General features: G+C 70.8%; 17 protein-coding genes and 2 pseudogenes. 13 read left to right on the top strand and 6 right to left on the bottom strand.

The genetic code is table 11. The features are described from left to right. Positions 1-215: 215 nt before the first annotated feature. From NFU81_RS20335 to NFU81_RS20320, 4 genes are all read left to right on the top strand, one after another. The gene (locus NFU81_RS20335) at positions 216-2,213 is read left to right on the top strand and encodes an ATP-binding SpoIIE family protein phosphatase (RefSeq protein ID WP_251491908.1); all 1,998 of its coding nucleotides are present in this window, start codon (positions 216-218) and stop codon (positions 2,211-2,213) included. Positions 2,214-2,382: 169 nt separating this feature from the next. Further along, complete coding sequence (locus tag NFU81_RS20330) at positions 2,383-3,456, top strand: helix-turn-helix domain-containing protein (protein WP_251491906.1); 1,074 nt, start codon at positions 2,383-2,385, stop codon at positions 3,454-3,456. Positions 3,457-3,706: 250 nt separating this feature from the next. Beyond that, complete coding sequence (locus tag NFU81_RS20325) at positions 3,707-3,874, top strand: hypothetical protein (RefSeq protein WP_251491904.1); 168 nt, start codon at positions 3,707-3,709, stop codon at positions 3,872-3,874. Positions 3,875-4,174: 300 nt separating this feature from the next. Beyond that, positions 4,175-5,353, top strand: a complete 1,179-nt coding sequence (locus NFU81_RS20320) for an outer membrane protein assembly factor BamB family protein (RefSeq protein ID WP_251491902.1) — start codon at positions 4,175-4,177, stop codon at positions 5,351-5,353. Positions 5,354-5,401: 48 nt separating this feature from the next. Here the strand turns inward: NFU81_RS20320 and NFU81_RS20315 are convergent, their stop codons facing one another. Both NFU81_RS20315 and NFU81_RS20310 read right to left on the bottom strand, forming a co-directional pair. Further along, positions 5,402-6,682, bottom strand: a complete 1,281-nt coding sequence (locus tag NFU81_RS20315; protein ID WP_422665241.1) for an MFS transporter — start codon at positions 6,680-6,682, stop codon at positions 5,402-5,404. Positions 6,683-6,699: 17 nt separating this feature from the next. Then, on the bottom strand, positions 6,700-7,239 hold the full coding sequence (locus NFU81_RS20310) for an ArsR/SmtB family transcription factor (RefSeq protein WP_251491898.1): 540 nt from the start codon (positions 7,237-7,239) through the stop codon (positions 6,700-6,702). Between the two features lie 262 nt (positions 7,240-7,501). On the opposite strand from NFU81_RS20310, the gene NFU81_RS20305 reads away from it, so the two are divergent. The 3 genes from NFU81_RS20305 to NFU81_RS20295 all read left to right on the top strand — a co-directional run bounded on the left by NFU81_RS20305 (position 7,502) and on the right by NFU81_RS20295 (position 13,537). After that, positions 7,502-8,923: an ATP-binding protein gene (locus NFU81_RS20305; RefSeq protein ID WP_251491897.1), complete on the top strand. Its 1,422-nt coding sequence runs from the start codon at positions 7,502-7,504 to the stop codon at positions 8,921-8,923. 341 nt (positions 8,924-9,264) lie between these two features. Next, positions 9,265-9,786: a hypothetical protein gene (locus NFU81_RS20300; RefSeq protein WP_251491895.1), complete on the top strand. Its 522-nt coding sequence runs from the start codon at positions 9,265-9,267 to the stop codon at positions 9,784-9,786. A 442-nt stretch (positions 9,787-10,228) separates the two neighbouring features. Further along, on the top strand, positions 10,229-13,537 hold the full coding sequence (locus NFU81_RS20295) for a choice-of-anchor D domain-containing protein (protein WP_251491893.1): 3,309 nt from the start codon (positions 10,229-10,231) through the stop codon (positions 13,535-13,537). Between the two features lie 71 nt (positions 13,538-13,608). On the opposite strand, the gene NFU81_RS20290 is transcribed toward NFU81_RS20295, so the two are convergent. Beyond that, a complete protein-coding gene (locus NFU81_RS20290; protein WP_251491891.1) occupies positions 13,609-15,327 on the bottom strand; it encodes an FG-GAP-like repeat-containing protein in 1,719 nt (572 codons plus the stop codon). Positions 15,328-15,606: 279 nt separating this feature from the next. Between NFU81_RS20290 and NFU81_RS20285 the strand changes: the two genes are divergently transcribed. Then, positions 15,607-17,118, top strand: coding sequence for a DUF4246 domain-containing protein (locus NFU81_RS20285; protein WP_251491889.1), 1,512 nt, complete (start codon positions 15,607-15,609; stop codon positions 17,116-17,118). Between the two features lie 136 nt (positions 17,119-17,254). Here the strand turns inward: NFU81_RS20285 and NFU81_RS20280 are convergent, their stop codons facing one another. Both NFU81_RS20280 and NFU81_RS20275 read right to left on the bottom strand, forming a co-directional pair. After that, a complete protein-coding gene (locus NFU81_RS20280) occupies positions 17,255-17,413 on the bottom strand; it encodes a hypothetical protein (RefSeq protein WP_251491887.1) in 159 nt (52 codons plus the stop codon). 27 nt (positions 17,414-17,440) lie between these two features. Beyond that, positions 17,441-18,040, bottom strand: a pseudogene (locus NFU81_RS20275) (SDR family oxidoreductase); the annotation flags it as partial. Positions 18,041-18,456: 416 nt separating this feature from the next. Between NFU81_RS20275 and NFU81_RS20270 the strand changes: the two are divergent. From NFU81_RS20270 to NFU81_RS20260, 3 genes are all read left to right on the top strand, one after another. Beyond that, positions 18,457-19,839: a B12-binding domain-containing radical SAM protein gene (locus tag NFU81_RS20270; RefSeq protein ID WP_251491885.1), complete on the top strand. Its 1,383-nt coding sequence runs from the start codon at positions 18,457-18,459 to the stop codon at positions 19,837-19,839. 83 nt (positions 19,840-19,922) lie between these two features. Continuing rightward, positions 19,923-21,017, top strand: a complete 1,095-nt coding sequence (locus NFU81_RS20265; RefSeq protein ID WP_251491883.1) for a DNA polymerase III subunit beta family protein — start codon at positions 19,923-19,925, stop codon at positions 21,015-21,017. Between the two features lie 164 nt (positions 21,018-21,181). Continuing rightward, positions 21,182-22,030, top strand: coding sequence for a hypothetical protein (locus NFU81_RS20260; RefSeq protein ID WP_251491881.1), 849 nt, complete (start codon positions 21,182-21,184; stop codon positions 22,028-22,030). A 47-nt stretch (positions 22,031-22,077) separates the two neighbouring features. On the opposite strand, the gene NFU81_RS20255 is transcribed toward NFU81_RS20260, so the two are convergent. After that, positions 22,078-22,356, bottom strand: coding sequence for a hypothetical protein (locus tag NFU81_RS20255; protein ID WP_251491879.1), 279 nt, complete (start codon positions 22,354-22,356; stop codon positions 22,078-22,080). Positions 22,357-22,846: 490 nt separating this feature from the next. Here NFU81_RS20255 and NFU81_RS20245 point away from each other — a divergent pair. Then, positions 22,847-23,194 (top strand): annotated as a pseudogene (locus NFU81_RS20245) (transposase); the annotation flags it as partial. Between the two features lie 194 nt (positions 23,195-23,388). Beyond that, entirely contained in the window at positions 23,389-24,498 is a 1,110-nt protein-coding gene (locus NFU81_RS20240) for an endo-1,4-beta-xylanase (RefSeq protein ID WP_251491877.1), read from the top strand. Position 24,499 lies beyond the last annotated feature (1 nt).

Raw genomic sequence — 24,499 nt, 5'->3', positions numbered from 1 at the left:
TGACAGCTGGGAAGACCACCTCCGGAGGCTCCTCCGGTCCACTGACCTCGGTGGATCCTGGGGCTTCGTCGGCCGCTCAGTCCCCGGACGGAGTGCTGCCGGACAGCACCCGTGACGTGGCTCTTGCCCTGGCCCTGCGACAGGCGAAGACCTGCCTGGGCGGCCTGCAAGCCTTGGCGCACTGGCGTGAGCCCGTAGACGGGCGGCTACGGCTGGTGGCTTCCGACGAGCTCGCCCCAGCGGGCGCCGACGCGTGGGCGCAGCTGCGCTGCGAGCAGGACGCGGCGCCCGCACGCGCCGTACGGCGCGGCGGCTATGTATGGGTGGACGGGGACGCACTGGGGATCGGGGCATCCGGCACGGCCGCGGTGCCGTTCCTCGGCGCCGACGGTCCCATGGGGGCGTTGTCCGTGCTCACGGGCGCGGCCGGCGAGCCGGACGAGATGCAGCGGTCCTTCCTGCGCGCGATCGCGGCATGGGCTGCGGCGCGCGTGCACGGTGTGCCCCGACCGTCGGCCCCCGGTGCGGTGGCCATGGTCGAGCGTTCCGTCCTGATGGGCGAGCTGACCGCCGCGCTCGCCGAGGCCGTGACCGCCCAGGACGTTGTGCAGGCCGTCGCGGACTATGTGATGCCCCCGTTCGGCGCCGACGGGCTGCTGGTCCAGGTGCTCAACAAGGACGACCGGTTGTATGCCGTCGGCTCTGCCGGATACCCGCAGGAGTTCACCAGGCTGATGGACGGGTTCCCGCTCTCCGACTACGCCACTGTCCACGACGTGGTGAGGACCCGTACCCCCCGGTTCATCGAGTCGAGAGCCGACTACGACCGGCTCTATCCCTCGATGAGCCGGGTGAGCGCGAATTCGCCGAAGGAGGCATGGGCGTTCCTTCCCATGATCGCCTCCGGCCGGATCATCGGCCTGTGCACGGTGTCCTTCAGCGAGCCGCGCCCCTTCAGCGACGACGAGCGCACCCTGCTGACCGCTCTGAGCGGCCTGGTCGGACAGGCCCTGGAGCGGGCCCGCCTGTACGACCTGGAGCACGCCCGCGCCCGGGAGCTGCAGCGCGGTCTGCTGCCCAGCGCGCTGCCACGGCTGCCCGCCGCCTGCGCCGCCGCCCGCTACCTGCCCGCGGCCCAGGGCGAAGAGGTGGGCGGCGACTGGTACGACGTGTTCCCGCTGTCCGCCGGCCGGGTCGCCATCGTGATCGGCGACGTCATGGGGCACGGCCTCGCGGAGGCGGCCACCATGGGCCGGCTGCGCACCGCCGTGAGCACCCTCGCCGACCTGGACATGCCTCCCGACGAGTTGTTCGACCGCCTCAACGACCTGGTCTCCGAGCTGGGCGAGGACTTCTACGCCACCTGTCTGTACGCCGTCTTCGACCCGGTCGCCCGCACCTGCTCATACGCCTTGGCCGGCCACCCACCACCGGTCGTCGTCCACTCCGACGGCGCCGTCCACAGCCCCGTCGTCGCCGCCGACCCGCCGCTGGGCGCCGCACAGCCGCCCTTCGAGACACACCAGCTGCGGCTGCCCGGCGAGAGCCTGCTCGTCCTGTGCACGGACGGGCTCATCGAGTCGGCCACCCAGGACGTGGAGCAGGGGCTTGCCCGCCTCCGGCAGGTCCTGGCCCAGGCCGCCTCCTCCACCGCGTACTTCCAGGTCGCGGACGAGGACGACGACGTCCGGCAGCTGGAGGAGCTGTGCGACACGGTCGTCTCGGCTCTGCTGCCCGACAGCAGGCAGACCAACGACGACGCCGGCCTGCTCATCGTCCACACCCGGTGCGCCGACCCGCGTGACATCGCCGGCTGCGACCTCCCCGAGGACCCCCGGGCGGCCGGTCAGGCCCGCCAGTACATCCGCGCACAGCTCGCCGCCTGGGGACTGGCCGACCTCGTGCTCACCACCGAGCTGCTGGTCAGTGAGCTCGTCGGCAACGTCATCCGGCACGCCAGCGGCCCGCTCCGGCTGCGTCTTCTGCGCAGCCGGACCCTGATCTGCGAGGTCTACGACGGCAGCCTCAACACTCCCCGCATCCGCCGTGCCGACTACACCGACGAAGGCGGACGCGGCCTGCAACTCGTCGCAGCCCTCTCCAAGCACTGGGGTGCCCGGTATCTCCAGGACGGCAAATGCATCTGGACCGAGCAGGAGTTGCCGGACACCGAGCCCCTGGGTGCGGAGTCCGCCGCGCCGCACGCCGCCTGAAATCCTCTGGCGGAAGTACGCGAGAAGGGGCGGCGAACGAAGCCCGAGGTGCTGCTCGGACGGCCCAGCGACCAGGAGCCGCCCCTGATGCGAGCCGAGGTCGCCGACATCGGGAAAGACGAGGCACGACAGGCCCGCCGACTTCTGGCCGACGCTGTCGCGCTCGGACATGGCCGAAGGCGGTCTTTCGCGGCACTTCCGGCATCCGCACGATGAGGGGGTGCCGGACGCGTCGGAGAAGAACCCCAGGGCATTGATGTCCTTGTCGAACAGTGCGCTGTCGGCCGGAGACCGGTTTGCGTGGTACTCCGATCTGGTACGGGAGAACATCGCTCCCTTCTCGCTTGCCAGCGCGTACGCCGGCGACTTCGGCGCGCACGTCCTCGCGGCAGACCTGGGCGTCGCGCACGTCGCGGCCTTCTCGTTCGCACCCCTGAGCGCCACCCGCACCCCGAGACATATCCGCTCGGGCGACCCGGAGACCTACCAGCTGGCGCTGATCCAAGGCAGTCCGATGCGAGTGAGCCAGCGTCGTAGCGATGCCGCGGTCGAGACCGGCTCCCTGGTGTTCATCGACACCTCTCATCCGCTGGACGCGGACTTCCCCGACATGGGCCGGAGCAACAGGGTGACCATGCTGAGGTTGCCGAAGAGCTCGTTCCCGCTGCCTGCCGAGTGTGCCGACCGCATGCTGTCCCGGCGGCTCTCGGCCCACGCGGTGACCGGGAGGCTGCTCTGCCATTACCTGAACACCGTGCTCGACGAAACCGCGGAGCTGAGCTGGGCCGAGAGCTACCGTCTGGGCACGATCGCCGTGGATCTGGCTGCCGCGTTCCTGTCCGGGCACCTTGACGCCCAGCACCTGTTGCCGGCCGAGACCCGCCGACGGGTTCTGCTGACCCGGATCGGCGCCTTCATCGATCGGAACCTCGGCGACCCCGAGCTCACGCCGGTGGGTATCGCCGAGCACCACCACATCTCGGTCCGTTCCCTGCATCAGCTCTTCCGTGCGGAGCCGGAGACCGTCGCGGCAACGATTCGCCGCCGGCGCCTGGAACGCTGCCGCGCGGACCTGGCCGACCCGCGGTTGAGCGGACAGCCGATCGGCGCTCTCGCCGCCCGGTGGGGCTTCCTGGCGCCGGCCGAGTTCAGTCGGGCATTCCGGGCGTCCTATGGCATGTCGCCCCGGCAATTCCGTTACGAATCAGGGCGGTTCGGCAGGCTTGCGCCCGGCGACAAGTGATCCTGCACGGATTCACAACTCGCGCCGGGCACCCGGCGCCACGCTGGATCCACGGACGCCCCCTACCCCGAGACGGGATCGCCGTGGACTCCGAAGCCCTTGTCTTCGGCTGCGCAACCGCCCATGGGCACCTGCGCGCGACGCCCTCCCGTCGGCCTGCCGGCGAGCTGCTCGCGCCCGGAGGCACCGTCACCGGGGAGGCGGCCACCCCGTAGCCGGACACGCTCGCACCAGCCCGAGGAGGACGACCATGCCGCTCAGCGACGACGAGATGCGTATCGCGCGGGAGCAACTAGAAAAGAGCGCCCGCGAGCACGAGGAGTTCCGCGCCGCACAGGAAGCCGCCCATCAGGCGCGTATCGAGGAGGAGCACGCGCGCCGCGCCGCAGAACAGCCGCACTCCGGACCCACCTACTGATTCCCCGCTACCGGCGACCGGACGGGCCGCGGCACGGCGCTGCGGCCCGCCGCGTTCCCTCCGATCGGCACAGCGTGACCGAACGCCATGCCTTTCCGCGCGGGTGCGTGCGAGGGAGCTGGAGGACAGATCCGAAGAGAGGTGGAAACAGGCATGCTCTTCCTACCGGGACGCCGAGTGGCCGTGGCCGTAGCGCTACTACTGGTGTCGACCGTTGCCTGCGGGGGTGGGCAGGGGGAGCGTGCCCACAAGCCGGCGTCGCAGGGGTCCAAGCAGCCCGCGCCGGGCGATGGCGTGACGGTGAGCGCGAAGCCGGACCCCCTGACCGCCCACGACCCGCCGACGAAGTTCTCACCGGGGGCCTATCTGCCCTTGGCCAAGGGTGGCCTCGACGTGATCGCGCTGGACGGGCGCAAGGCGTACACGTACGGCACCGATTCCGGGGTGATCGTCGCACTCGACCTCGCGACGGGGGACCAGGTAGGTGAGGGCGCCCGGCCGCAGGGGAACCTGCCCGACCGGTACGGCGAATCGGGTGAGGACGACGAGGCGCCGTTGTGCGAGCAGCACCCGCCCGCCGTGGGGACCACCGGCTCCACGCGGATCGCGGTGGGCGTTTTCCCCACGGTGGCAGAGGGAACCGGGACGACCGCCGACACCTCGACCTACGAACTCGTCGCGCTCGACACGCAGACGGGCGAAGCGGCCTGGAACGCCCCGCTCGGCATCAGCGTAGGCGGCGACTTCTGCCATGTCGCGGGGATCAGCGGCGGTGTGGCCGTGGTCGTCCTGGGGGGCAGCTTCGGACCCCCGAACACCTACGGCGTCGATCTGCAATCCGGGAAAGTGGTGTGGACCGCGGAGCAGTTCGAAGCCCAGTCCGTCCAGGGTGCACACGTGGTCGGAGTGGATTCCTCCGGAGACGGCGGCGTCGTGGTGGCTCTGGACCCGGCCACGGGCCGCACGCAGTGGCGTGCGGTGGACGCCTCGGCTTCGGCCGAGTTCGAGGTGACCCGGTTCTCAGCGGAGAGCGTCCTCGTACGGAACAGGGACTACAGCGAGTTGAGCACCGTGCTGCGGCTCAAGGACGGACAGCAAGTCGACGTGGTGGGCATGGGGGAGCGCCTGCACGAGGTGCGGCGCTGCCTCTACGACCTGCAGACCCGCACACTCTGCTTCTCGTACACCACCGCGGGCGGCGAACTGGCCGCCTACGAAGCCAAGAGCGGCAAGCTGCTGTGGCGGCTCGGCGGACCCGACGGCGTTCCGGGCCGCGTCGCCCCGGACCTGGTGGGTGCCTTCCACGGTGCCGTGTACGGGAACGTCCTGCGCGACGACGGTACGGCCGAGCCCATCGTTCTGGACGGCGCGACCGGCGCCGACCGGGAGCTCAGCCCGGGGGCCGCCCCGAGCCTGGTGAACGAGTACGTGGGACTGACCGCCGAGCGTGACGGCAGCCTCTACCGCGCGGTGGGGTGACCGGCCCGCGTCCGGTCGTCCGCGGGTCTCCCGGGGGCTCGCCGGTGTTCACCTGCTGCCGGTCTGAACGGTGCTCTCCTGAACGGGATCCGAGGACTCCGGGTGATGTGGGTCACCGGCCGGGGCGGCGGCACGCAGCGCCGCTTCGACCTGGCGGTTGCTGGTCATGGATGCCGTGACGGCCGTCATCGCCAGGAGGAGGACGGCGGCGGCGTAGAGCGGGGTGCGGACGCCGTAGGCGGTGGCCAGCCAGCCGCCGAGGAAGGCCCCGATGGGGGCGGCGCACATGGCGAGCATGCGGGAGGTCGAGGCGACCCGGCCCATCAGGTGGGCGGGGACGATCGCCTGCCGGAGTGAGGGCGCGAGCACCATCGTGGCGCCCATGCCGGCCCCGCAGACGGCGAGCGCCAGCCCGGCGACGTACGGGTTCGGGGCGGCGGCCAGGCCCAGGATGGCAAGCCCTTCGACGGCGGCTGTGGAGGTCAGTGCGGTGCCGGTGCCGAGTCGCCGGCCGAGGGAGGTGGCGATGCCCGTACCGAGCAGGCCGCCGGTGGCCTCCGCGGTGAGGAGCAGGCCGAAGCCGTAGGTGTCGATGCCGAGGCGGTCGTGCGCGAAGAGGGCGAGGACGGTCTCCACGGCGAGGAAGGCGACGTTCCCGACCGCCGGGCGCAGCGCGAGGCCGAGCAGCACCCGGTCCCGGAAGACGTACGAGGCCCCGGCCCGCGCCTGCCGAAGCAGCGACTCGCGGGCCTCCGGCACGGGGCGGGGCGCAGCGGGCAGCGTACGGACGAGCAGCGCGGAGAGCAGGAACGACACCGCGTCGGCGAGCAGCGGAACCGCCCGCCCGACCGCGAGGAGCGCACTGCCCGCAGGCGGCCCCGCGAAGCCGGACATGGCGGTCTGTGCCCCGCGCAGGCGGGAGTTGGCGCGCTCCAGGAGTGCGGGGTCGCGGCGGAGCAGATCCGGCAGATAGGCCGTGGCGGCCGTGTCGAAGAAGAGTCCGCCGACGCCGAGCAGGAAGGCGACGGCTGCGAGCAGCGGAATGCTGAGCACGTCGAGCACGGCCGCCGCCGCGGGTATCGCGAGCAGCACCGCACGTGCCGTGTCGGCGACCCACATCGTGCGCCGGCGGTCCCAGCGGTCCACCAGCGCACCGCCGAGCACCCCGAAGAGCAGCCACGGCAGCGTCCCCGCGGCCGTGACGACGGCGAGCGCCATCGGATCCCGCGTCAACGTCAACGCCAGTAGCGGCAGCGCGGCCTGCGTGACCCCGTCGCCGAGCGAGGAGATCGTCTGCGCGCTCCACAGCCGTCCGAACCCGGTCGGCAACTTCCCCATGTCCGTTGTCACTTGGCGTCTCCATCGGCCTGCCGGCGCGGTGCCGGGTGGAACAGTGCGAAGACGAGTGACGCGTCCGGCAGCGACGGATCGGACAGCTCCCGGTACTCGTCCGCGAGCGCCTGCAACCGCTCCCCCAGCTGCGCGAACTGCTCCTCGGTGAGCCGCAGATGCGCCATCCGCACGTGCCGCTCGCCGTCCGCCGGCGCCGCCTCCAGGTCCGCCACCGCATGCCGCATCAGCACGTCCGGCCCTCCCTCGCCCGGATCAGGCAGCACGATCGTCCCCGCGGCCATCGCGTAGTACCGCTCGGTGACCCCCCGGACCTTCCGCGTCCGCACCACCTTCACCAGGCCGGCCCGCTCCAGCAGCCGCACGTGGTAGCTGGAGCTCCCCTTCGCAAGGCCGACCCGCTCGGCGATCTGCGTGATCGTCGCCGGCTCGAAGCGGAGTACGGCCATGATCCGGTGACGCGTGAGGTTGGCGACGGCGCGCAGCTGCTCGTCGGTGGTGACGTGGAGCGTCTCGGGGAGATCGTCGGTAGGCATGCGAGTAATGGTCAACGTTTCTTGACCATTGCGCAAGGGGATTGCGGCCGAGATTCCGGAAACGGCTGCGCAGCTCTTCGCCGCACGGTCGGAGTCCATCCGCGAACCCCTCGTCCCCGCCACCCGCGGCGGGCGGCCCGGCCGCCGGTGCCGCACCGGACACGACGTCGAGGCCCCCGCTGCTCACGGCGGGGGCCTCGAAGAAAGATAGTATCGATTGAGATAGTGTCTCCAGAGACACTATCTCTTGTGGGAGCTTGCCATGCGTCGTTTCATCGGACGGGACCGGGAGCTGAAACTGCTCGGCAACGCCCTGCGAGCGGTCGACAACGCCGTCGGGTCTGCGAAGCCCGGTCAGTGCATCCTGATGCGCGGACGGAGGCGCGTCGGCAAGTCCAGCCTCGTCGAGGAGTTCCTCGGGCGCACCGAGGTGCCCCATCTGTTCTTCACCGCGGCGGGCGGCACGGCGGAGGACGAGCTGGCGGAGTTGCTCGACGCCGTCGCCGGATCCACCCTCCCGGAACGGGAACTGTTCTCGCAGGAGACTCCCGAACAGTGGAATGCGGTGTTCAGGCTGCTCGCGGAGATCCTCCCCGACGACAGACCGAGCGTGGTCGTTCTCGACGAGGTTCCCTATCTCATGGACCGCATCGATGCCTTCGAAGGCATGCTCCAGCGGGCATGGGACCGCCTGCTCAGCCGCAAGCCCGTACTCCTCCTTCTGGTCGGATCCGACCTGTCGATGATGGAGGCGCTGAACAGCTACGAGCGCCCCTTCCACCAGCGCGGCCGGGAAATGGTCGTGGGGCCGCTGAATCCGGCCGACATTGGGGAGATGCTCGACCTGCCGCCGGCGGCCGCACTCGATGCCGCCCTGATCACCGGCGGTCTCCCGCTGATCTGCGCGGAGTGGCGGCCCGGAGCCGATGTCTGGGAGTTCCTCCGCGACTCGCTGGACAACCCGATCTCGGCGCTCCTCGTCTCCGCGGAGCGGTCACTGGCCGCGGAGTTCCCGCCGCAGGCGATGAGCAGGGAAGTCCTGCGGGCCATCGGATCGGGGGAGCGAACGTTCACCAACATCGCGCGCGCCGCCGGCGGCATCGCGCACACCACTCTCACCCGGGCCACGGACGTCCTGACCGAGAAGCGGGTGGTGGCGGCCGAACTGCCCGTCTCGCTGCGGCCGTCGAAGGAACGCCGCTACCGCGTGGCTGACCCCTACCTCCGGTTCTGGCTCGCGTTTCTGGATCCGCACATGGCGGAGATCGAGCGGATGCGGGGAGACCTCACCCTGAGCCGGATCAAGGAGCAGTGGACGAGCTGGCGGGGGCGGGCGATCGAGCCCATGGTGCGGGAATCGCTCGCCCGCCTCCTGCCGGACGGCCTGCTGCCGGCCGCCCCAGCGATCGGCGGGTACTGGACGCGTAGCAACGACGTCGAGATCGACCTGGTGGGCGCCGACCGGCAGCCGGTGGCCAGGCAGCTGCTCTTCCTCGGCTCGGTCAAGTGGCTGGAGAACTCCGCGTTCGACGGCCACGACCTGGCCGCACTGCAGAAGCACCGGGCGGCGATCACCGACGAGCCGGTACCGCTCGTTGCGGTCTCCCGCAACGGGGTCAGCTGCTCCGGACTTCAGGCGGCGTACGGCCCCGAGGAGTTGCTGAGCGGCTGGCGCAGGTCGTGAACGGTGCCGGGCCTGGTGGTTGCAGTTCTGCGGTTGCAGTCACCCCCGCTCGGCGGCGGCCGGGCACCGTCGCACAGGCCGCTCCGCCGCACGTCGGGTCGGTCCCGAACCCGCCTGAACTCCCTGGCGAGCAGTTGGAAAGCGTGTTGGGGGCAACCCCTCACGGGTTCGCATCTCGTATCCTCCGCCGGTGCCTCACCGGGCAGAAATCCCCTGGCATTGCGTTGTTGCTCGGCCCGACACTGCACCTGTGGACTGCTACGAAGGAAGGGCAGCATTCCCACTCGTCCTCCCCGAGTTCACGAGTCTCTGAGACCTCACAGCAGGAGCCCGGATCCGCCATGCTCTACGACCGCGCCGCCTTCATCCGATGCCGGCTTCATGTGGTCGCCGGCCCCACGAGCGGATTCGGCGACTACGAACGCGCGAACGACGCGTTCAACACGGCACTGTCCGCCTACAACCAGGGCCTTGAGAGGGCACTCGAGCAACGGTTCCAAGCTTCGCTGGACATAAGCAGAGCTACGAACATCGGCATGCGGCCGCTCCTGATGCTGTTCGGCAGTACCGCACGTTCGTACCTCAATGTGCAGACGCCCTGGTCCGGTTATCTGGAAGCAGGACTGCTCGTGAGACGTCTGGAGCAGGCCGGGCCGGTCGGCGAGCGCGTTTTCGAGGCCAGCCGCCGTATCGAGGAGGCCGTCACGATCTCACGCGACGCCCATCTGGAGATCCTCGACGCGCTGGCCCACCACGTGCTCGGCGACCACTCGGACGCGGTCTTCACCTTGGACGACCTGCTCGCCAACGGATTCGACGGCACCCGACAGCCCGCGGTGTCCGACTACCCGCACGACGAGTGATGAGGGGATCCACCAGCGCGTATCCACCGCCGATGATGTCGGAACCGAAGCCACCCGCGGGAAAGGTCTTCGTGACGATGAAGCCGCCACTGCCTTCGGCGCAGGAGTGTGCGGTGACCGGAAGGTTGTTCACATGGGAGAGGACGTAGAACTCCCCACCGCTGACCGTATGGGTGCCGAAACACGAGTTGGCGCTGCCGGGCCTTGGCGCCGGACTCACTAATTCGCTCCTGGACCGTGTACCCGGCCAGAGCTGCCTCCGGATGGCCGCCGGGCGCCGGCGGGCCGGCAGCGCGGTCCGTTATGTGGCGAAACCCCGCCCGGCGGGCCGATCGCCGTACGTACGACCGGGATTGTGTGGTTCGATGCGCGAGTCGAGGGGGGACTTCGGCGGGGACTCTCGGGAGGGGTCGGCATGGCGAGGGCTGCTTGGGGGGCGGGCGTGACCAGACGCGGGCGCGGGCGGGCGAGGTGGCGCGGGCTCGCACTCGCGGTCGCCGCAGCCGTCACCGCGGGACTGACGGGGCTGGGCGTCGTACCGGCGCAGGCGAACGAGACGACCGGCTCCGCCGACACCCTGCGGACCGGCTGGGACCAGAACGAGCCGAACCTGAGCCCGTCCGACGTGCGCTCCTCGTCCTTCGGCCAGCTCTGGAAGGCCCCCGCGCAGCTCGACGGGCAGGTCTACGCCCAGCCGATCGTCATCGGCGGCACCGTGATCGCGGTCACCGAGACCAACCACGCCTACGGCCTCGACCGCACCACCGGAGCGGTGCTGTGGCAGCGCAGCTTCGGGACCGCGTGGCCCGCGGCCACCCTCAACTGCGGCGACCTCGCGCCGACCGTCGGCAGTACCTCGACGCCCGTCTACGACCCGGCCAGCGGCGCGGTCTACCTGACCACCAAGGTCGACGACGGGCCCACCGCGATGAACCCGCACTGGTACATGCACGCGCTCGACCCGGTCACCGGCGCGGAGAAGTCCGGCTTCCCCGTGACGATCCAGGGCACCCCGTCCAACGACCCCACCCAGTCCTTCCTGCCCGCGTACGAGATGCAGCGGCCCGGCCTGCTGCTGCTCGACGGGGTGGTCTACGCGGGCTTCGGCGGGCACTGCGACGCCGCGCCCTACCGCGGCTACGTGGTCGGCGTCAGCACCACCAACCCCTCGGTGACGTCGATGTGGGCGACCGAGGCCGGCGCGAGCAACAGCGGGGCCGGCGTCTGGCAGTCCGGCGGCGGCCTCGCCTCCGACGGGTCCGGGCGGATCTTCCTGACCACCGGCAACGGCGTCAGCCCGGCCCCCGGCCCCGGCAGCACGCCGCCCGGCACGCTCGCCGAATCCGTGATCCGGCTCCAGGTGCAGGCCGACCGCAGCCTGAAGGCCGCCGACTTCTTCAGCCCGTCCAACGCGCCGGCCCTCGACCAGCGCGACACCGACCTCGGCTCCGGCGGCCCCGCAGGCCTGCCGGACAGCTTCGGCACCGCCTCCCACCCGCATCTGATGGTGCAGCAGGGCAAGGACGGCCGGATCTTCCTGCTGGACCGCGACCACCTCGGCGGCAGCTCGCAGGGCGCCGGCGGGACCGACGCCGTGGTGGGGACCACCGGGCCGCTCAAGGGCCAGTGGGGCCACCCCGGGGTCTGGGGCGGCGACGGCGGCTACGTCTACCTCGTCGGCAACGCCGGCTCGCTGGTGGCGCTGCACCGCGGCGTGACGAGCTCGGGCAACCCCGCGCTGTCCGTCGCCGGGGCCGGCCAGGACACCTTCCCCTACACCAGCGGATCGCCCGTGGTGACCTCCGACGGGACGCGCTCGGGCAGCGCCCTGGTGTGGGTGGTCTGGGCGGGCGGCCCGACCGGCGTGAACGCGCAGCTGCGCGCGTACTCCCCGGTTCCCGACGCGAACGGCGTCCTGCCGCTGGTCTGGTCCGCGCCGATCGGCACCGCGGCGAAGTTCGCCACCCCGGCCACCGACGGCGGGCAGGTCTTCGTCGGCACCCGGGACGGCAGGGTCTACGCCTTCGGCAACCCGGTGGGCAGCCCGCTCAAGGGCGCCCCGGTCGAATTCGGGCTGGTGCCGGTGGGCGGCTCCGCGGACACCGACGTCGTCCTGACGGAGAACCAGAGCCCGGCCAGGCCGCTTGCCATCAAGGGCGTCACCGTCGACGGCCCGTTCACCGCGGACACCTCGGCGCTGCCGCCGTCGATCCCGGCCGGCGGGCAGCTGACCCTACCCGTCACCTTCAGGCCGGGCACGGTCCTGGGCGCGAGCGGCACGCTCACCGTGGCGACCGACGCCGGCAGTTTCGCGCTGAGCCTGCACGGCGTCGGCACCAGCCCCGGCCTCGCCGCCTTCCCCGGCACGGTGTCCTTCGACAACCAGCCGACCGGGACCACCGGCAGCACCAACGTCCAGGTGACGAACACCGGCACCGTCCCGGAGACCATCACCTCCGTCACCCCGCCCGGCGGACCCTTCTCGGCGGGCAACCTGCCCAGCGCCGACCCGGCGGACCCGACGGTGATCCCGGCCCAGGGCTCGATCGTCCTGGAGGTCGGGTACGCGCCCACCGGCAGCGGACACAGCTCGTCCTCGATCACGCTGGGCAGCACCAGCGGCCCGCTCACCATCCCGGTCCAGGGCAGCGCGATCAGCGGCCAGGGCCACCTGGAGCTGCACCCGACGGCACTCCAGTTCGGCGAGGTGGTCCGCGGCACGTCGAGCACCCGGACCTTCACCATCACCAACACCGGCAACATCCCGGTCACCGTCACCAAGGCGAAGGCCCCGGCCGGCGTCTTCACCAGCGCCGACCCGCTCCCCGAGGGCCTGGTCATCGGCCCCGAGCAGAGCGTGCGGCAGACGGTGACCTTCAGCCCGACCGCGTACGGCAGCCAGTCGTCCTCGTACCTGGTCAGCGGCGACGCCGGGCAGGGCGCTCAGCTGGAACCGCTCGTCGGCAGCGGTGTGCCCCCGGCGGCGCAGAACGGCACGCTGCTGGCGCGGGACACGTCCGGCACCCTGTGGTACTACCACGGCACCGGTGTGACGGCCGCGCCGCTGGCCGCCCGGGTCAGCATCGGCTCGGGCTGGAACACCTACAACCTCCTCACCGACGTCAGCGGTGAGCGGGCGGACGGCACCGGAACGGTCGTCGGCCGCGACAGCTCGGGCACCCTGTGGTTCTACCCGGGCACCGGCAACCCGAAGGCGCCCTTCGCGGCCCGGGTACGTGTCGGCACCGGCTGGAACGCCTTCAACTCCCTCGTGGGGGTGGGTGATGTGAGCGGCGACGGCAAGGCCGACCTCGTGGCCCGCGACAGCTCCGGCGCGCTGTGGCTGTACAAGGGCACCGGCAACGCCACGAGCCCCTACAACGCCGCACGCACCAAGATCGGCACCGGCTGGGGCGGCTTCACCTCGCTGGTGGGGGTGGGTGATGTGAGCGGCGACGGCAAGGCCGACCTTGTCGCGCGTGATGCCAAGGGTGGTCTGTGGCTCTACCGGGGCACCGGGAGCGCGACGGCTCCGCTGCTGGCCGCCCGTACGTTCATCGGCACCGGCTGGAACATCTTCAACACCCTGGCGGGCGCCGGTGACGTGACCGGCGACGGCAAGGCCGACCTCCTGGCCCGCGACCCCGCAGGCAGCCTGTGGCTCTACCGCGGCACCGGCAACACGGCGGCGCCGTTCCTGGCGCGTACGTACATCGGCGGCGGGTGGAGCATCTACGGCGCGCTCACCTGAGAACGGACCGAGGGGCACCCGGCTGCCGGCCGGGTGCCCCTCGTCGTGCGGTGCGGTCGCTCAGTCCCCGCTCAGCACAGCACGCTGTACGTGTTCCAGCCGCTGCCGATCCTGGTGCGTGCGGCGTTGTAGGGGCTCGTGGCGTTGCCGGTGCCCTTGTACAGCCACAGCGTGCCCGAGGCGTCGCGGGCCACGAGGTCGGGCTTCCCGTCGCCGGTCAGGTCACCGGTCGAGGTGAGGGAGTTGAAGGTGTTCCAGCCGGTGCCGATCCTGGTGCGTGTCGCGTAGGGGCCGGTCGCGTTGCCGGTGCCCTTGTACAGCCACAGCGTGCCCGAGGCGTCGCGGGCCACCAGGTCCTGCTTCCCGTCGCCGGTCAGGTCACCGGCACCATTCAGCCGGTTGTAGGTGTTCCAGCCGGAGCCGATCCTGGTGCGTGCGGCGTTGTAGGGGCTGGTGGCGTTGCCCGTGCCTTTGTACAGCCACAGCACGCCGGAGGCGTCCCGGGCCACCAGGTCCTGCCTGCCGTCGCCGGTCAGATCGCCGGCTGCGGTCAGGGAGTTGAAGGTGTTCCAGCCGGTGCCGATCTTCGTGCGTGCGGCGTTGTAGGGGCTGGTGGCGTTGCCGGTGCCCTTGTACAGCCACAGCGTGCCCGAGGCGTCGCGGGCCACGAGGTCGGGCTTGGCGTCGCCGGTCAGGTCACCGGCTGAAACGAGGGAGTTGAAGGTGTTCCAGCCGCTGCCGACCTTGGTGCGTGCCGCGTAGGGGCCGGTCGCGCTGCCGGTACCCTTGTACAGCCACAGCGTGCCCGAGGAGTCCCGGGCCACCAGGTCCGGCTTCCCGTCGCCGGTCAGATCCGCGCCGGGGCCGGGGGAGCGGACGGGGATGACCCAGGCAGGGATTCCTTCGCCCTGGACGCCGCCGGTGGTGATCGCCGTGCCCGCGCCTCCGGCAGCGGTGGCGGAATGGACCGTCAGCCGCATGGTCGTGCCGCCGGCCAGGTAGGCCAGCTTGCTGCCGTCGGGCGACCACGACGGGGAGGCCACCCCGCTGGGGTCGTCCGTGATCTGCGTCTCCTTGCCGCTGGCGAGGTCGCGTACGAACACCTGGAATCCGTTCGAGGCCTGCCGGGTGAAGGCGAGCTTGGTGCCGTCCGGCGAGTACGCGGGCTGGAGGCCCGAGGTGAGCGGGGTGGGCGTACCGCCCTGGCGCGGGTCGTAGACCTCGATGGTGCCGCCGTGGAGGAAGGCCAGCGTGCCGTTCGGCGCGACCGAGGGCTGGCCGTCGTAGACGTTCGGCTGGTCGGGCAGTACGTAGCCGAGCCCGCTGCCGTCGAGCTGGACCTTCATCAGCCGGAGGCGGTCATGGCCGGGCTTGGACTGGAAGCCCAGGTAGAGCATGTCGCTGTTCGCGCCCCAGGCGAGCTGGGTCACCCACCCGTCGGGGTCCTGGACGTCCATGGCGACAGGCCGCGCCGCGCTGCCGTCGGGGTTGGCGACCCAGATGTCCCCGAACCCGTCCTCGCTGATGAACGCCAGGTGCCGCCCGTCGGGCGAGAACACCGGGCTGTCGTACGTGGCCTGCGGCAGTCCTTCACCGGTCGGAACCAGGGTCCTGCGGTCGGTACCGTCGGCGTTCATCGACACCAGCGAATACGTCAGTACACCGTCGATCGTCGACGACTCCGTATACACAATGCGCTGTTGCGGCTCCGCGGCCTGCGCGGTGGACGCGTACCCCGCGCCCACCACCCCACCCAGTGCGAGCACGGCCGCGACGGCGCCCACGCTCACGCACCGGCGCAGAATGATTCCTGTTCGCATGATCCCCCCAGGATCGCTATGACGGCGATACCACTGCGCTCTGCGGGATTCCCGCCGTCCGAGGACTGCACCCTACCCGGCGGGTCTGACGGCGCTTCCGCCCGTTGCCGGAATCCAGGACAGCCGAGGGTTCCCCGGCTCCCCGGCTCACCAGCGCCCCGACCAGCGATGACGGGAACCCCGGCGGCGATGTCGGTCCGCTGACGTATCGTTCGCGCCACCGCGCACCGACTGTGAGGACCAAGAGAATTGACTGCCCTGTCCGCTTTCCCGCTGCCCTTCCAGGCTTCCCGTTCCATATCGCTCGCGACGCCCAGAACGCTGCGGGAACTCCAGATGATGCGGTGCAGCGCCCATATCCGGGCGAAGCCCGGCTGGTTCGACAAGATGAACGACGTCGGCATCGTCGCCAAGTGGACGCGGGAAGCGGTCGCCCAAGGCCTCACCGAGGCGCAGGTTCGCTACGTACTTGCCGAACTCGCGCATTACGCCGCGCTGCGGGACGGGCGGACCGGCGTCGAGGTCTCGGCCGTCGACGGGGTGTGGCAGTCGGACACGCTGGTCGACGACGAGTTCCGATCGCGGCTGCGCGAGGCGGTCCGGGTACTGGAAGAGGTCTCGGAAGCGGAGCAGGACTGGCATCCCGGGTCCGGTGAACAGGTGTTGGACCTGGTTCATCCCTCGCTGTTCTGCCTGGTGAAGGGGGTGAGCGGCGAGCCCGGGCGCGCTTGGCGGAATCCGACGGACCGCGATTCGACGTACGAGTTCTCGGAGAAATTCCAGTGGCTGCCCACGGACGTCGACGTCAGTGACGACGGCGATGTCGCCTTCCGTTCGTACGTCAACAACGTCCACCCCGAGACGCATCACGAACTGGCCGCCGTTCTGCCGGACTTGTTCGCGCGGGTGCGCCCGTTGCTGGAGAACGTGCTCACCGATCTGCGCCATCCGCGGCCCCTGCGTATCGAGGCCGATCCCTACGGGTGGTACGACGACTCGGAGCCGAAGTATCCGGAGAAGTCCGCCTATGCCGATGACGAAGCTTACAAAGCAGCCCGCATCGCCTATGACGAGGCCCAGGACGACTGGTGGGAGAACCGCCGCCCGGTCATCCCCGACGCGCCGGACTTCACCCCTCCTGAGGTGCCCGGCGAATCCGCCCGAACAGATCTGCGCGGCCGGCGTCTCCAGGTCATCGTCAAGCTCGCCACCATTCATCTCACCCCGGAAAAGCCGGAGTACGCCGGTGGTTCGTGGCATGTCGAGGGGATGATGAACGAGCGGATCGTCTCGACCGGCATCTACTACTGGGACAGCGAGAACATCACCGAGAGCCGGCTGAGCTTCCGGGCGGCACTCGACGACCCGTCCTACGAGCAGAGCGACGACGACGGTGTGCGCGAGGTCTACGGCCTTGAGAACGAAGAGGCGCTGAGCCAGGTCCTGGGGTCGGCGTCGACTCCGGCGGGCCGCTGCCTGGCGTTCCCGAACATGCTGCAGCACCGCGTCGGACCGTTCGGCCTCGTGGACCCCACCCGCCCGGGCTACCGCAAGATTGTCGCGTTCTTCCTGGTCGACCCGTCGCAGACCATCGTCTCGACCTCCGATGTGCCGCCGCAGCAGCCGTGGTCGGACACCTCGACGATGACGCTGGAGCAGGCCAGGGACTACCGCGAACAGCTCATGCGGGAGCGGAAGTTCTTCGTCGACGAGCACAACGAGCAGGTCTACGAACGGGAGTTCTACCTCTGCGAGCACTGAGGAGGCAAGCGGCCGGATGCGCTCTCGGATCCGTACCGCCTCCGAGTCCGGCGTCAGACGCGTAGCCACCCGTGCTCGCGGGTGGCTTCCGCCGCGGTGCGCAGCAGGTGGCGCGACGGCACCGAACGCCGGCGGCTCAGTGCTCGCTGAAGGCGGCGGCGTTCTCCGCGGCCCACTGCCGGAAGGTGCGCTCGGGGGCGTTGAGCAGGGTGCGGGTGGTGTCGGCGATGGGGGCGGGGGCGCCGGTGGCGGCGGCCCAGAGGGCCAGCAGGGAGCCGGCCGCATGGGCGGGCATGAACCGGCTCATCTGCTGTTCGGCCTCGGCGTGGGTGATCGTCTCCAGGCGGATGTCGCGGCCCAGGACGTCGGCCAGGACGGCGATCTGCTCGCGGAAGGTGAGGGACTGGCCGCCGGTGAGGGTGAGCGCGCGCCCGCGCAGGGCGGTGCCGGCCAGGGCTTCGACGGCGATGTCGGCGATGTCCTCGGGGTGGATGGGCGCGATGTGCGCGTCCGGGTAGGCGAGCTGGATCGGCAGGTCGTGGCTGACGGCGTAGGACCAGCCGAGGGCGTTGCCGGCGAAGGCGTCCGGTCGCAGGAAGGTGCGCGGCAGGCCGGAGGCGGTCAGGGCGCGCTCGACGAGGAGGCTGTGCGAGGCCAGCGGGTCGGTCTCGGCGCCGGGGGCCAGGACCGAGGAGGAGGACAGCAGGACGACGTGCTCGACCCCGGCTGCCTGCGCGGCCTCGGCGAAGGCGCCGGCGGCCGCGGGCTGGGGGTAGAGGAAGACCTGGCGTACGCCGTCGAGCGCGGCGGGGAAGGTCTCGGGCCGGCTGAGGTCGAGTTCTGCGACCTCGACGCCGGCCGGTACCGGCAGCCCGGCCGGCGTGGCGCTGGCGGCCCGGATGGGCAGGCCGGCGGAGTGCAGCCGGCTGACGACGGCCTGGCCGACCTTGCCGCGGGCGCCGGTGATGAGGACGGGGCGCCGCCTCCCAGCAGGACGGGCGCCGCACCGTCCTCCTGCTCAGCCCCGAAGGCGCCGACCTCATGGCCCGCTTCCGCCGCCACCAGCGCGAGGCCTTCGACTACATCACCGCCGGCTGGGACGAGCGCGACCGCCTGGAGTTCGCCCGCCTGATGCTCAAGTACGTAAGCTCCCTGGACCAGTTGAAGGACCGCGGTCTGGCCGCGGACACCAAGGGCTCCTGACCGAGGCGGGCGGGGCCGAGCGGCGGCGCGACCGGCACGGACCTCGAATTCAGCCCAGGTGCGGCTGCGCTCCACCCCCTACGGCAAGGGCTGGTCGGTGGAACCGCGGCCGGGCTTCCCGGGGTCTGGGCGGTCATGCGTGTGACGATGATTCTTCCGGCGCTGACCGAGGCCACCAGCCCGCTGTTCAGGCCGATCAAGTACTCACTCTTCCCGCCCCTGGGGCTCGCGACCCTCGCCGGCTACCTGGACCCTGACGACGACGTGAGTCTCCACGACGAGCACGTGGAGCGAATCGACATCGAGACCTTGCCGATCCCGGACCTGCTGGTCATCCAGCCGTACATCACCTCCGCGCGGCGCAGTTACGAGATTGCCGACCACTTCCGCGCCCGCGGCGTCCATGTGGCCATGGGCGGCCTGCACGTGACGTCACTCCCCGACGAGGCCTCCCGGCATGCCGACACGATCTTCACCGGTCCGGGAGAGGACACCTGGCCGGTCTTCCTGAAGGATTTCAGGGGCGGAAAGCCGGCGGGGCGCTACGACTCCGGCGTGCGGACGCTGGCCGGGCTGCCCCCGGTGCGGCGGGATCTGATCAAGCGCCACCTCTATCTGGTGCCCAACTCGATCGTCGTCTCGCGCGGTTGCCCGCACCACTGCGACTTCTGCTACAAGGACGCCTTCTTCGAGGGCGGGAAGTCCTTCTACACCCAAGCCGTCGACGACGCCCTTGCGGAGATCGAGCGGCTACCCGGTAAGCACCTGTATTTCCTGGACGACCACTTGCTGGGCAACCGGCGCTTCGCGGAAGCGTTGTTCGACGGAATGGCCGGGATGGGACGGCTCTGGCAGGCGGCGGGCACGGTGAAGTCGGTTCTGGAACCGGGCCTGGTCGAACGCGCCGCGGACGCGGGACTGCGCAGCCTCTTCGTGGGCTTCGAGACGGTGAACGGCGCCAACCTCGCGGAACGCAGGAAGGATCAGAACATCGGCAGGGACTACGGTGCCGCGGTGAAGCGTCTGCACGACGCCGGTGTGATGGTGAACGCCAGCTTCGTCTTCGGGCTGGACCAGGACGGCCCGGACGTCTTCGACCGGACCGTGGACTGGGCTGTGGAGCAAGGCATCGAGACGGCGACCTTCCACATCATGACGCCTTACCCGTCGACCGGTTTGTGGAGGCAACTCGAAGCCGAGGACAGGATCGTCCACCGGGACTGGGATCTCTACGACACCCGTCACGTGGTCTACCGGCCCAAGGGGATGACGGCCCGCGAGCTGGAGGACGGGTATTGGCGCGCTTACCGTGACTTCTATCGCTGGGCGAATATCTGGCGGGGTTCCGTGTCCCAGCCTGGGGCGCGTGAACGGCTTCGCCATCTTGCGTATGCGGGAGGGTGGAAGAAGTTCGAGCCTGCCTGGGATGCGCTGATCCGGTCCCGACGGGTGGTCGGCGCCCTGCCGCTGCTCGAACAGACGCTGGGGGCCTTCGGAGGCAGGCGTTCCCGCGTCTGAAGGCCGTCATCGAGCAGACGCCGCCGCTGCGGTGACGAGGGGGTGTTGACCCTCGACATGGTGGAGGGCCGAGAGTCCCGGGTGTGGAGGACGAGTTGCTGAGCATCGGAGAGATGGCCCGGGACAGCGGGCTGAACGTGAGCGCCCTGCGTTTCTACGACGGCGCGGGCGTGCTCGTCCCGGCCTGGGTGGACCCGGCGAGCGGCTACCGCTGGTACGGCCCCGAGCAGGTGGACGAGGCCCGGTTGCTGGCACGGCTGCGCCGGGCCGGTATGCCGCTCGCGGACATCCGGCTGGTGCTGGCCGGCTGGTCGAGCGCGGACGCCGACCTGGTACGGACGCTGCTCCAGGCCCATCTGCGCCGGCTCGAAGTGAGGTTGGGCGATGCCCGCGGTGAGTTCTCCACGGTCCGAGCACTCCTCGAAAGCAGGGAGAATCCCATGACCACGACCCGAACCCACGCCGCCCGGACGGCTGTTGCGGCGTCCGAACTGGCCGCCGCCCTGGACGCGGTCCGGTTCGCCGCCAATACCGATACGGAACTGCCCATGCTCGGCGGCGTCCTGTTCGACATCGAGGGCGACACGATCCACGCGGTGGCCACCGACCGCTACCGGATGGCTGTCGCACAGGCCGGCACCAGCGGCCACGGCGGGCCGCGCGCGCAGGTCATCGTGCCCTCTCCGCTCGCCGACGCGATGCGGGCGCTGCTCACCGGCGACGGTTCCGCCAGGATCTCCGTGGACGGCGGCCGGGTGGCGTTGGAGGCGGGGGACCGCGAGGTCGCAGGCCAGTGCCTCGACCACGACTACCCCGACTACCGCCGCCTCGTCCAGCTGCCGGCGGGGACCCGTGCCCTCGTCGACGTCGCGGACTTCCGGGCGGCGGTGGAGAGCGGGCCCACCCGTCCGGGCGAGACGCGCGAGCAGGGCGGAGTGCCCTGCGAACTCAGCGTGCTCAAGGTGACCGGCGACGGCACGGTGGCCGTCTGCGACGACGGCGACGACGACCACGGCGCCATCGCCGTCAACCGCGAGTTCCTGCTGGACGCCCTCGCTGCCGGGGGCGGCGACAGGCTGATCCTGGAGTTCGGCACTCCCACCGCGCCCATGGCGATTCGCCGGCCCGACACCGAGCACACCTTCTCGATACTGATGCCCGTCCGCCTGGAGAGCTGACTCCCGGGCCGGACGGCGGCTCCCGCAGCGGCCTCAAGGGATGACCTGACGTCCCGCGCATGGTCGACGGCTCGGCCGTCGGGTTGCGGTGGAGGCGGTGGAGTCAGCCGAATGGCGCTCTGTTTGTCCCGGAGGACGGGGGGCCGGGTCATTACGCTCGGCTCGTGCGGAGGGAAGAGGGCCACGCGGAGGGCGCCGGACCGTTCGTGACCAGGCGCACCTGGGTTCTCCCCGAAGGGGGCACGAGGGTGTGGGAGTCCCGGTCGGCGCGCAGGCGCGGCCTGCTCGCCTACGCCGTGCACGCGAAGCAGGGGCCGGCGAGGGCGACGGCGAGCGCCGACGAGGCGGGGCTCGGCCGGTTGCGCAGGCTCAACGCCATCGCCTCGGTCGCCTTCGTCATCGGCGGCGCCCTGTTCGCGGCGGGCGCCGCTGTCGCCCAGTTCGGCTCCGGCGATCCCACGGTGAGCGCCTGCATCTACTTCGCGGGCGGCCTCTTCTTCAACACCGGCGGCTACACGGCGGTGCTGCAGGTGGTCAACGCCCCCCGCCCCACGCAGGCTTCCGGCACAGCGGTCACACCGCGCTGGAGATGGTGGAGCTACGAGCCGATGGACGTCGGCTGGCTGAGTACGGTGGTGCTCTTCTCCGGGACGCTGGTGTTCGCCGTCAACCTGCTGGACTCCTTCCTCCAGGGGCTCACCGTCCAGCAGGTCAACCGGCTGATCTGGGCTCCCGATGTCGTCGGCTGCGCGCTGTTCCTGGTCTCCGGGCACCTCGCGTTCGTCGAGATCTGCCATCGCTCACGGCCCTGCCTGCGCTCGCGGAGCCTCGGCTGGTGGATCGTCGCCGTGAACCAGCTCGGCTCCGTCCTCTTCATGGTCTCGGCGCTGGCCGCCTTCACCCGCGCGAGTACCGGAAGCCTGGTCAACGCCACGATCGCCAACTGGGGAACCCTCGTCGGCGCGCTGTGCTTCTCCGCCGCCGGCGCCCTCCAGCTCGATGAACACCCCTGAGCTCGGCAACGGCGGGTGCCGCACAGCCGCGGACGCCGGCCGAGGTGTCAGCCGGCCCGGCGGGGCTCGCGGCTGCCGAGGATCTGCGCCGCTCCTATCAGGGCGAGGCCGCCCAGCATGAGCGGGACGTCGACCTGGTAGGGCATCACGTGCGCGCCCGCGAGAGCGCCGGACACCAGCAGCGCACCGGCGCCCCACAGCGCGGGGCGCCGCACCGTGCGGCGCAGCCAGGGAACGACGACGCGTCCGGTGGCCAGCGCCAGCACTCCCACCACACCGAACGCCACAGCCACCACCATGTCGACGACCAGAACCAACGCGGCCACGTGCCCTCCTCGATCACCCGTACGAGAAGCATCCCGCCGGCCGGCACCCGCCACAATTCCGGACCCCTGCAACGTGATGCCGCCCAGGCTGCCGGGCACCGACCTGCGGCGGTGGTCCCGTGAGTACGGTCCCGCCAACAGGACCACGCCGGCGTATCCGTTCCACCACCTGGTCAGCGACGGGCTGCGGCCGCCGCGGCGACGGCCGCGATCGGCTTCCGCGTGGCGATCAGGAGCCGCTGCGTCTCGGCGATCCGGCGCTGCGTGTCAGGTAAGCGGTGAGCGTGGTTCCCGTCCTGCCCGGAGCCGCGGAGGGCGAGGTGCTGGGGCTCGGCGCGGTGGGGCTCTGAGGACGGCGGTGGACTCGGCAACCGGAACAGGGCCGATGTTCGAATGTTTCGGTCGCGGTGCCGAGAGACGAACGCGCGGAAATCAGACGGTGAAGAGGGGCTTTCCGCGTCTCATTCGGTGCGACGGGTAGCCTGCCCGCGTGGAGATCGTGGAGCGACTGGTCCCGGACCGGCTGTGGGAGCTGTTCCAGCAGGTGGCGCCCGCCGCACCGGCCCGGCCGCAGGGCGGTGGGCGGCGGCGGTACGGCGACCGGGAGGCGCTGGCCGCGATCGTGTTCGTGGCCACGTCCGGCTGCACCTGGCGGCACCTGCCGCCGGTCTTCGGGCCGTCGGGGCCGACCGCGCACCGGCGGTTCGCCGAGTGGAGCCGGGCGCGCGTCTGGGCCGAACTGCAGCGCCTGCTCCGGGACGAGCTCGCCGCGGACGGCCGTGCGGCGGGCGGCGAACAGGCCTGGTCCCGCTACGCGGTCGACGCGGTCGCCGCGCGCGTCGCCGAGCCCAAATGAGACGTCCCATCCATCGATTTTGGGGCGTGCGCCACCATTGACTCTGCGAGATCCCAGGGTCTAATTTTCAGCTCCGATCGAACATTGGCCCGAAACTTTCGAGGCCATCCAATCCTCGGGAGTCTGCTGTGAAGCTCAGGCGCAGATCCACGGTTGTCGCCGGTGCCGTCGCCCTCATGCTCGTCCCTGCCGCCGTCGCGGTCGCCAACGGCGGCGGCAGGTCGCACGACACGTCCCTGCGGGCGCTGGGGGCGCAGCAGGGCCTGCGCATCGGCACCGCCGTCGACGCGGCCCAACTGGGCAGCAACAAGGCCTACACCGGCATCGTCGCCGACCAGTTCTCCGCGGTCACGGCCGAGAACGCCATGAAGTGGGACGCGGTGGAGCCCAGCCAGGGCGTCCACAACTGGAAGGCCGCGGACGACCTGGTGAAGTTCGCCCAGCAGAACGGGCAGGCGGTCCGCGGCCACACCCTCATGTGGCACAACCAGACCCCGGGCTGGCTGACCACCGGGGTCGCGAACGGCTCCATCACCGACGCCCAGCTGCGCGACATCCTGCACCAGCACGTCACCGACGAGGTCACCCACTTCAAGGGCAAGGTGTGGCAGTGGGACGTGGTCAACGAGGTCTTCGCCAACTCCTGGGAGACCCCGCAGGCCGACGGCCTGAACCGTGATGACTTCTGGGTCAAGCACCTCGGTTCGGGCGTCATCGCCGACGTCTTCCGCTGGGCGCACCAGGCGGACCCCAAGGCCCTGCTGATGTACAACGACTACAACATCACCGGCGAGGACGGGACGAACGTCAAGTTCCAGGCCGTGTACGACTTCGTCAAGAACCTGCGCAAGCAGGGCGTCCCGATCGACGGCATCGGCGAGCAGGGCCACCTCGACACCCAGTACGGCTTCGACGCCCAGCGCTACCAGGCCGACCTGCAGGCCTACGGCGACCTGGGCCTGAAGGTCGCCATCACCGAGGCCGACGTGCGCACCTTCGTCGGCAACTCCACCGACCAGGTGCCCACGGACGCGCTCGCGCAGTTCGCGCAGCCCTACGAGTTCTCCGAGCTGCTCAAGGGCTGCCAGCTGGTCAGCCAGTGCATCTCCTTCACGGCCTGGGGCGTGTACGACGGCGACTCCTGGATCCCCGGCACGTTCAGTGGCGAGGGCTACGGCCTGCTCTACGACGTGAACCTGCAGCCCAAGGTCGCGTACTCCACGCTCCAGCAGGACCTGAAGCTCGCCGCCGGCGGCCACCACGGCCCCGCGGGCTCGGGGAACTAAC

Origin of the sequence: Actinacidiphila cocklensis (assembly GCF_907177275.1) — a bacterium.
Lineage (GTDB): Bacteria > Actinomycetota > Actinomycetes > Streptomycetales > Streptomycetaceae > Actinacidiphila > Actinacidiphila cocklensis.
Note: the sequence above shows the minus strand (reverse complement) of the source record. Positions and strands in the feature narration are given on the sequence as shown.

Bases quoted from the DNA above. Each gene is read 5' to 3' on its own strand.
- NFU81_RS20300 (WP_251491895.1), top strand. From the start codon at position 9,265: ATGCTCTACGACCGCGCCGCCTTCATCCGATGCCGGCTTCATGTGGTC.
- NFU81_RS20305 (WP_251491897.1), top strand. From the start codon at position 7,502: ATGCGTCGTTTCATCGGACGGGACCGGGAGCTGAAACTGCTCGGCAAC.
- NFU81_RS20325 (WP_251491904.1), top strand. From the start codon at position 3,707: ATGCCGCTCAGCGACGACGAGATGCGTATCGCGCGGGAGCAACTAGAA.
- NFU81_RS20270 (WP_251491885.1), top strand. From the start codon at position 18,457: ATGCGTGTGACGATGATTCTTCCGGCGCTGACCGAGGCCACCAGCCCG.
- NFU81_RS20280 (WP_251491887.1), bottom strand. From the start codon at position 17,413: ATGCCCGCCCATGCGGCCGGCTCCCTGCTGGCCCTCTGGGCCGCCGCC.
- NFU81_RS20240 (WP_251491877.1), top strand. From the start codon at position 23,389: ATGCTCGTCCCTGCCGCCGTCGCGGTCGCCAACGGCGGCGGCAGGTCG.
- NFU81_RS20330 (WP_251491906.1), top strand. From the start codon at position 2,383: ATGGCCGAAGGCGGTCTTTCGCGGCACTTCCGGCATCCGCACGATGAG.
- NFU81_RS20310 (WP_251491898.1), bottom strand. From the start codon at position 7,239: ATGCCTACCGACGATCTCCCCGAGACGCTCCACGTCACCACCGACGAG.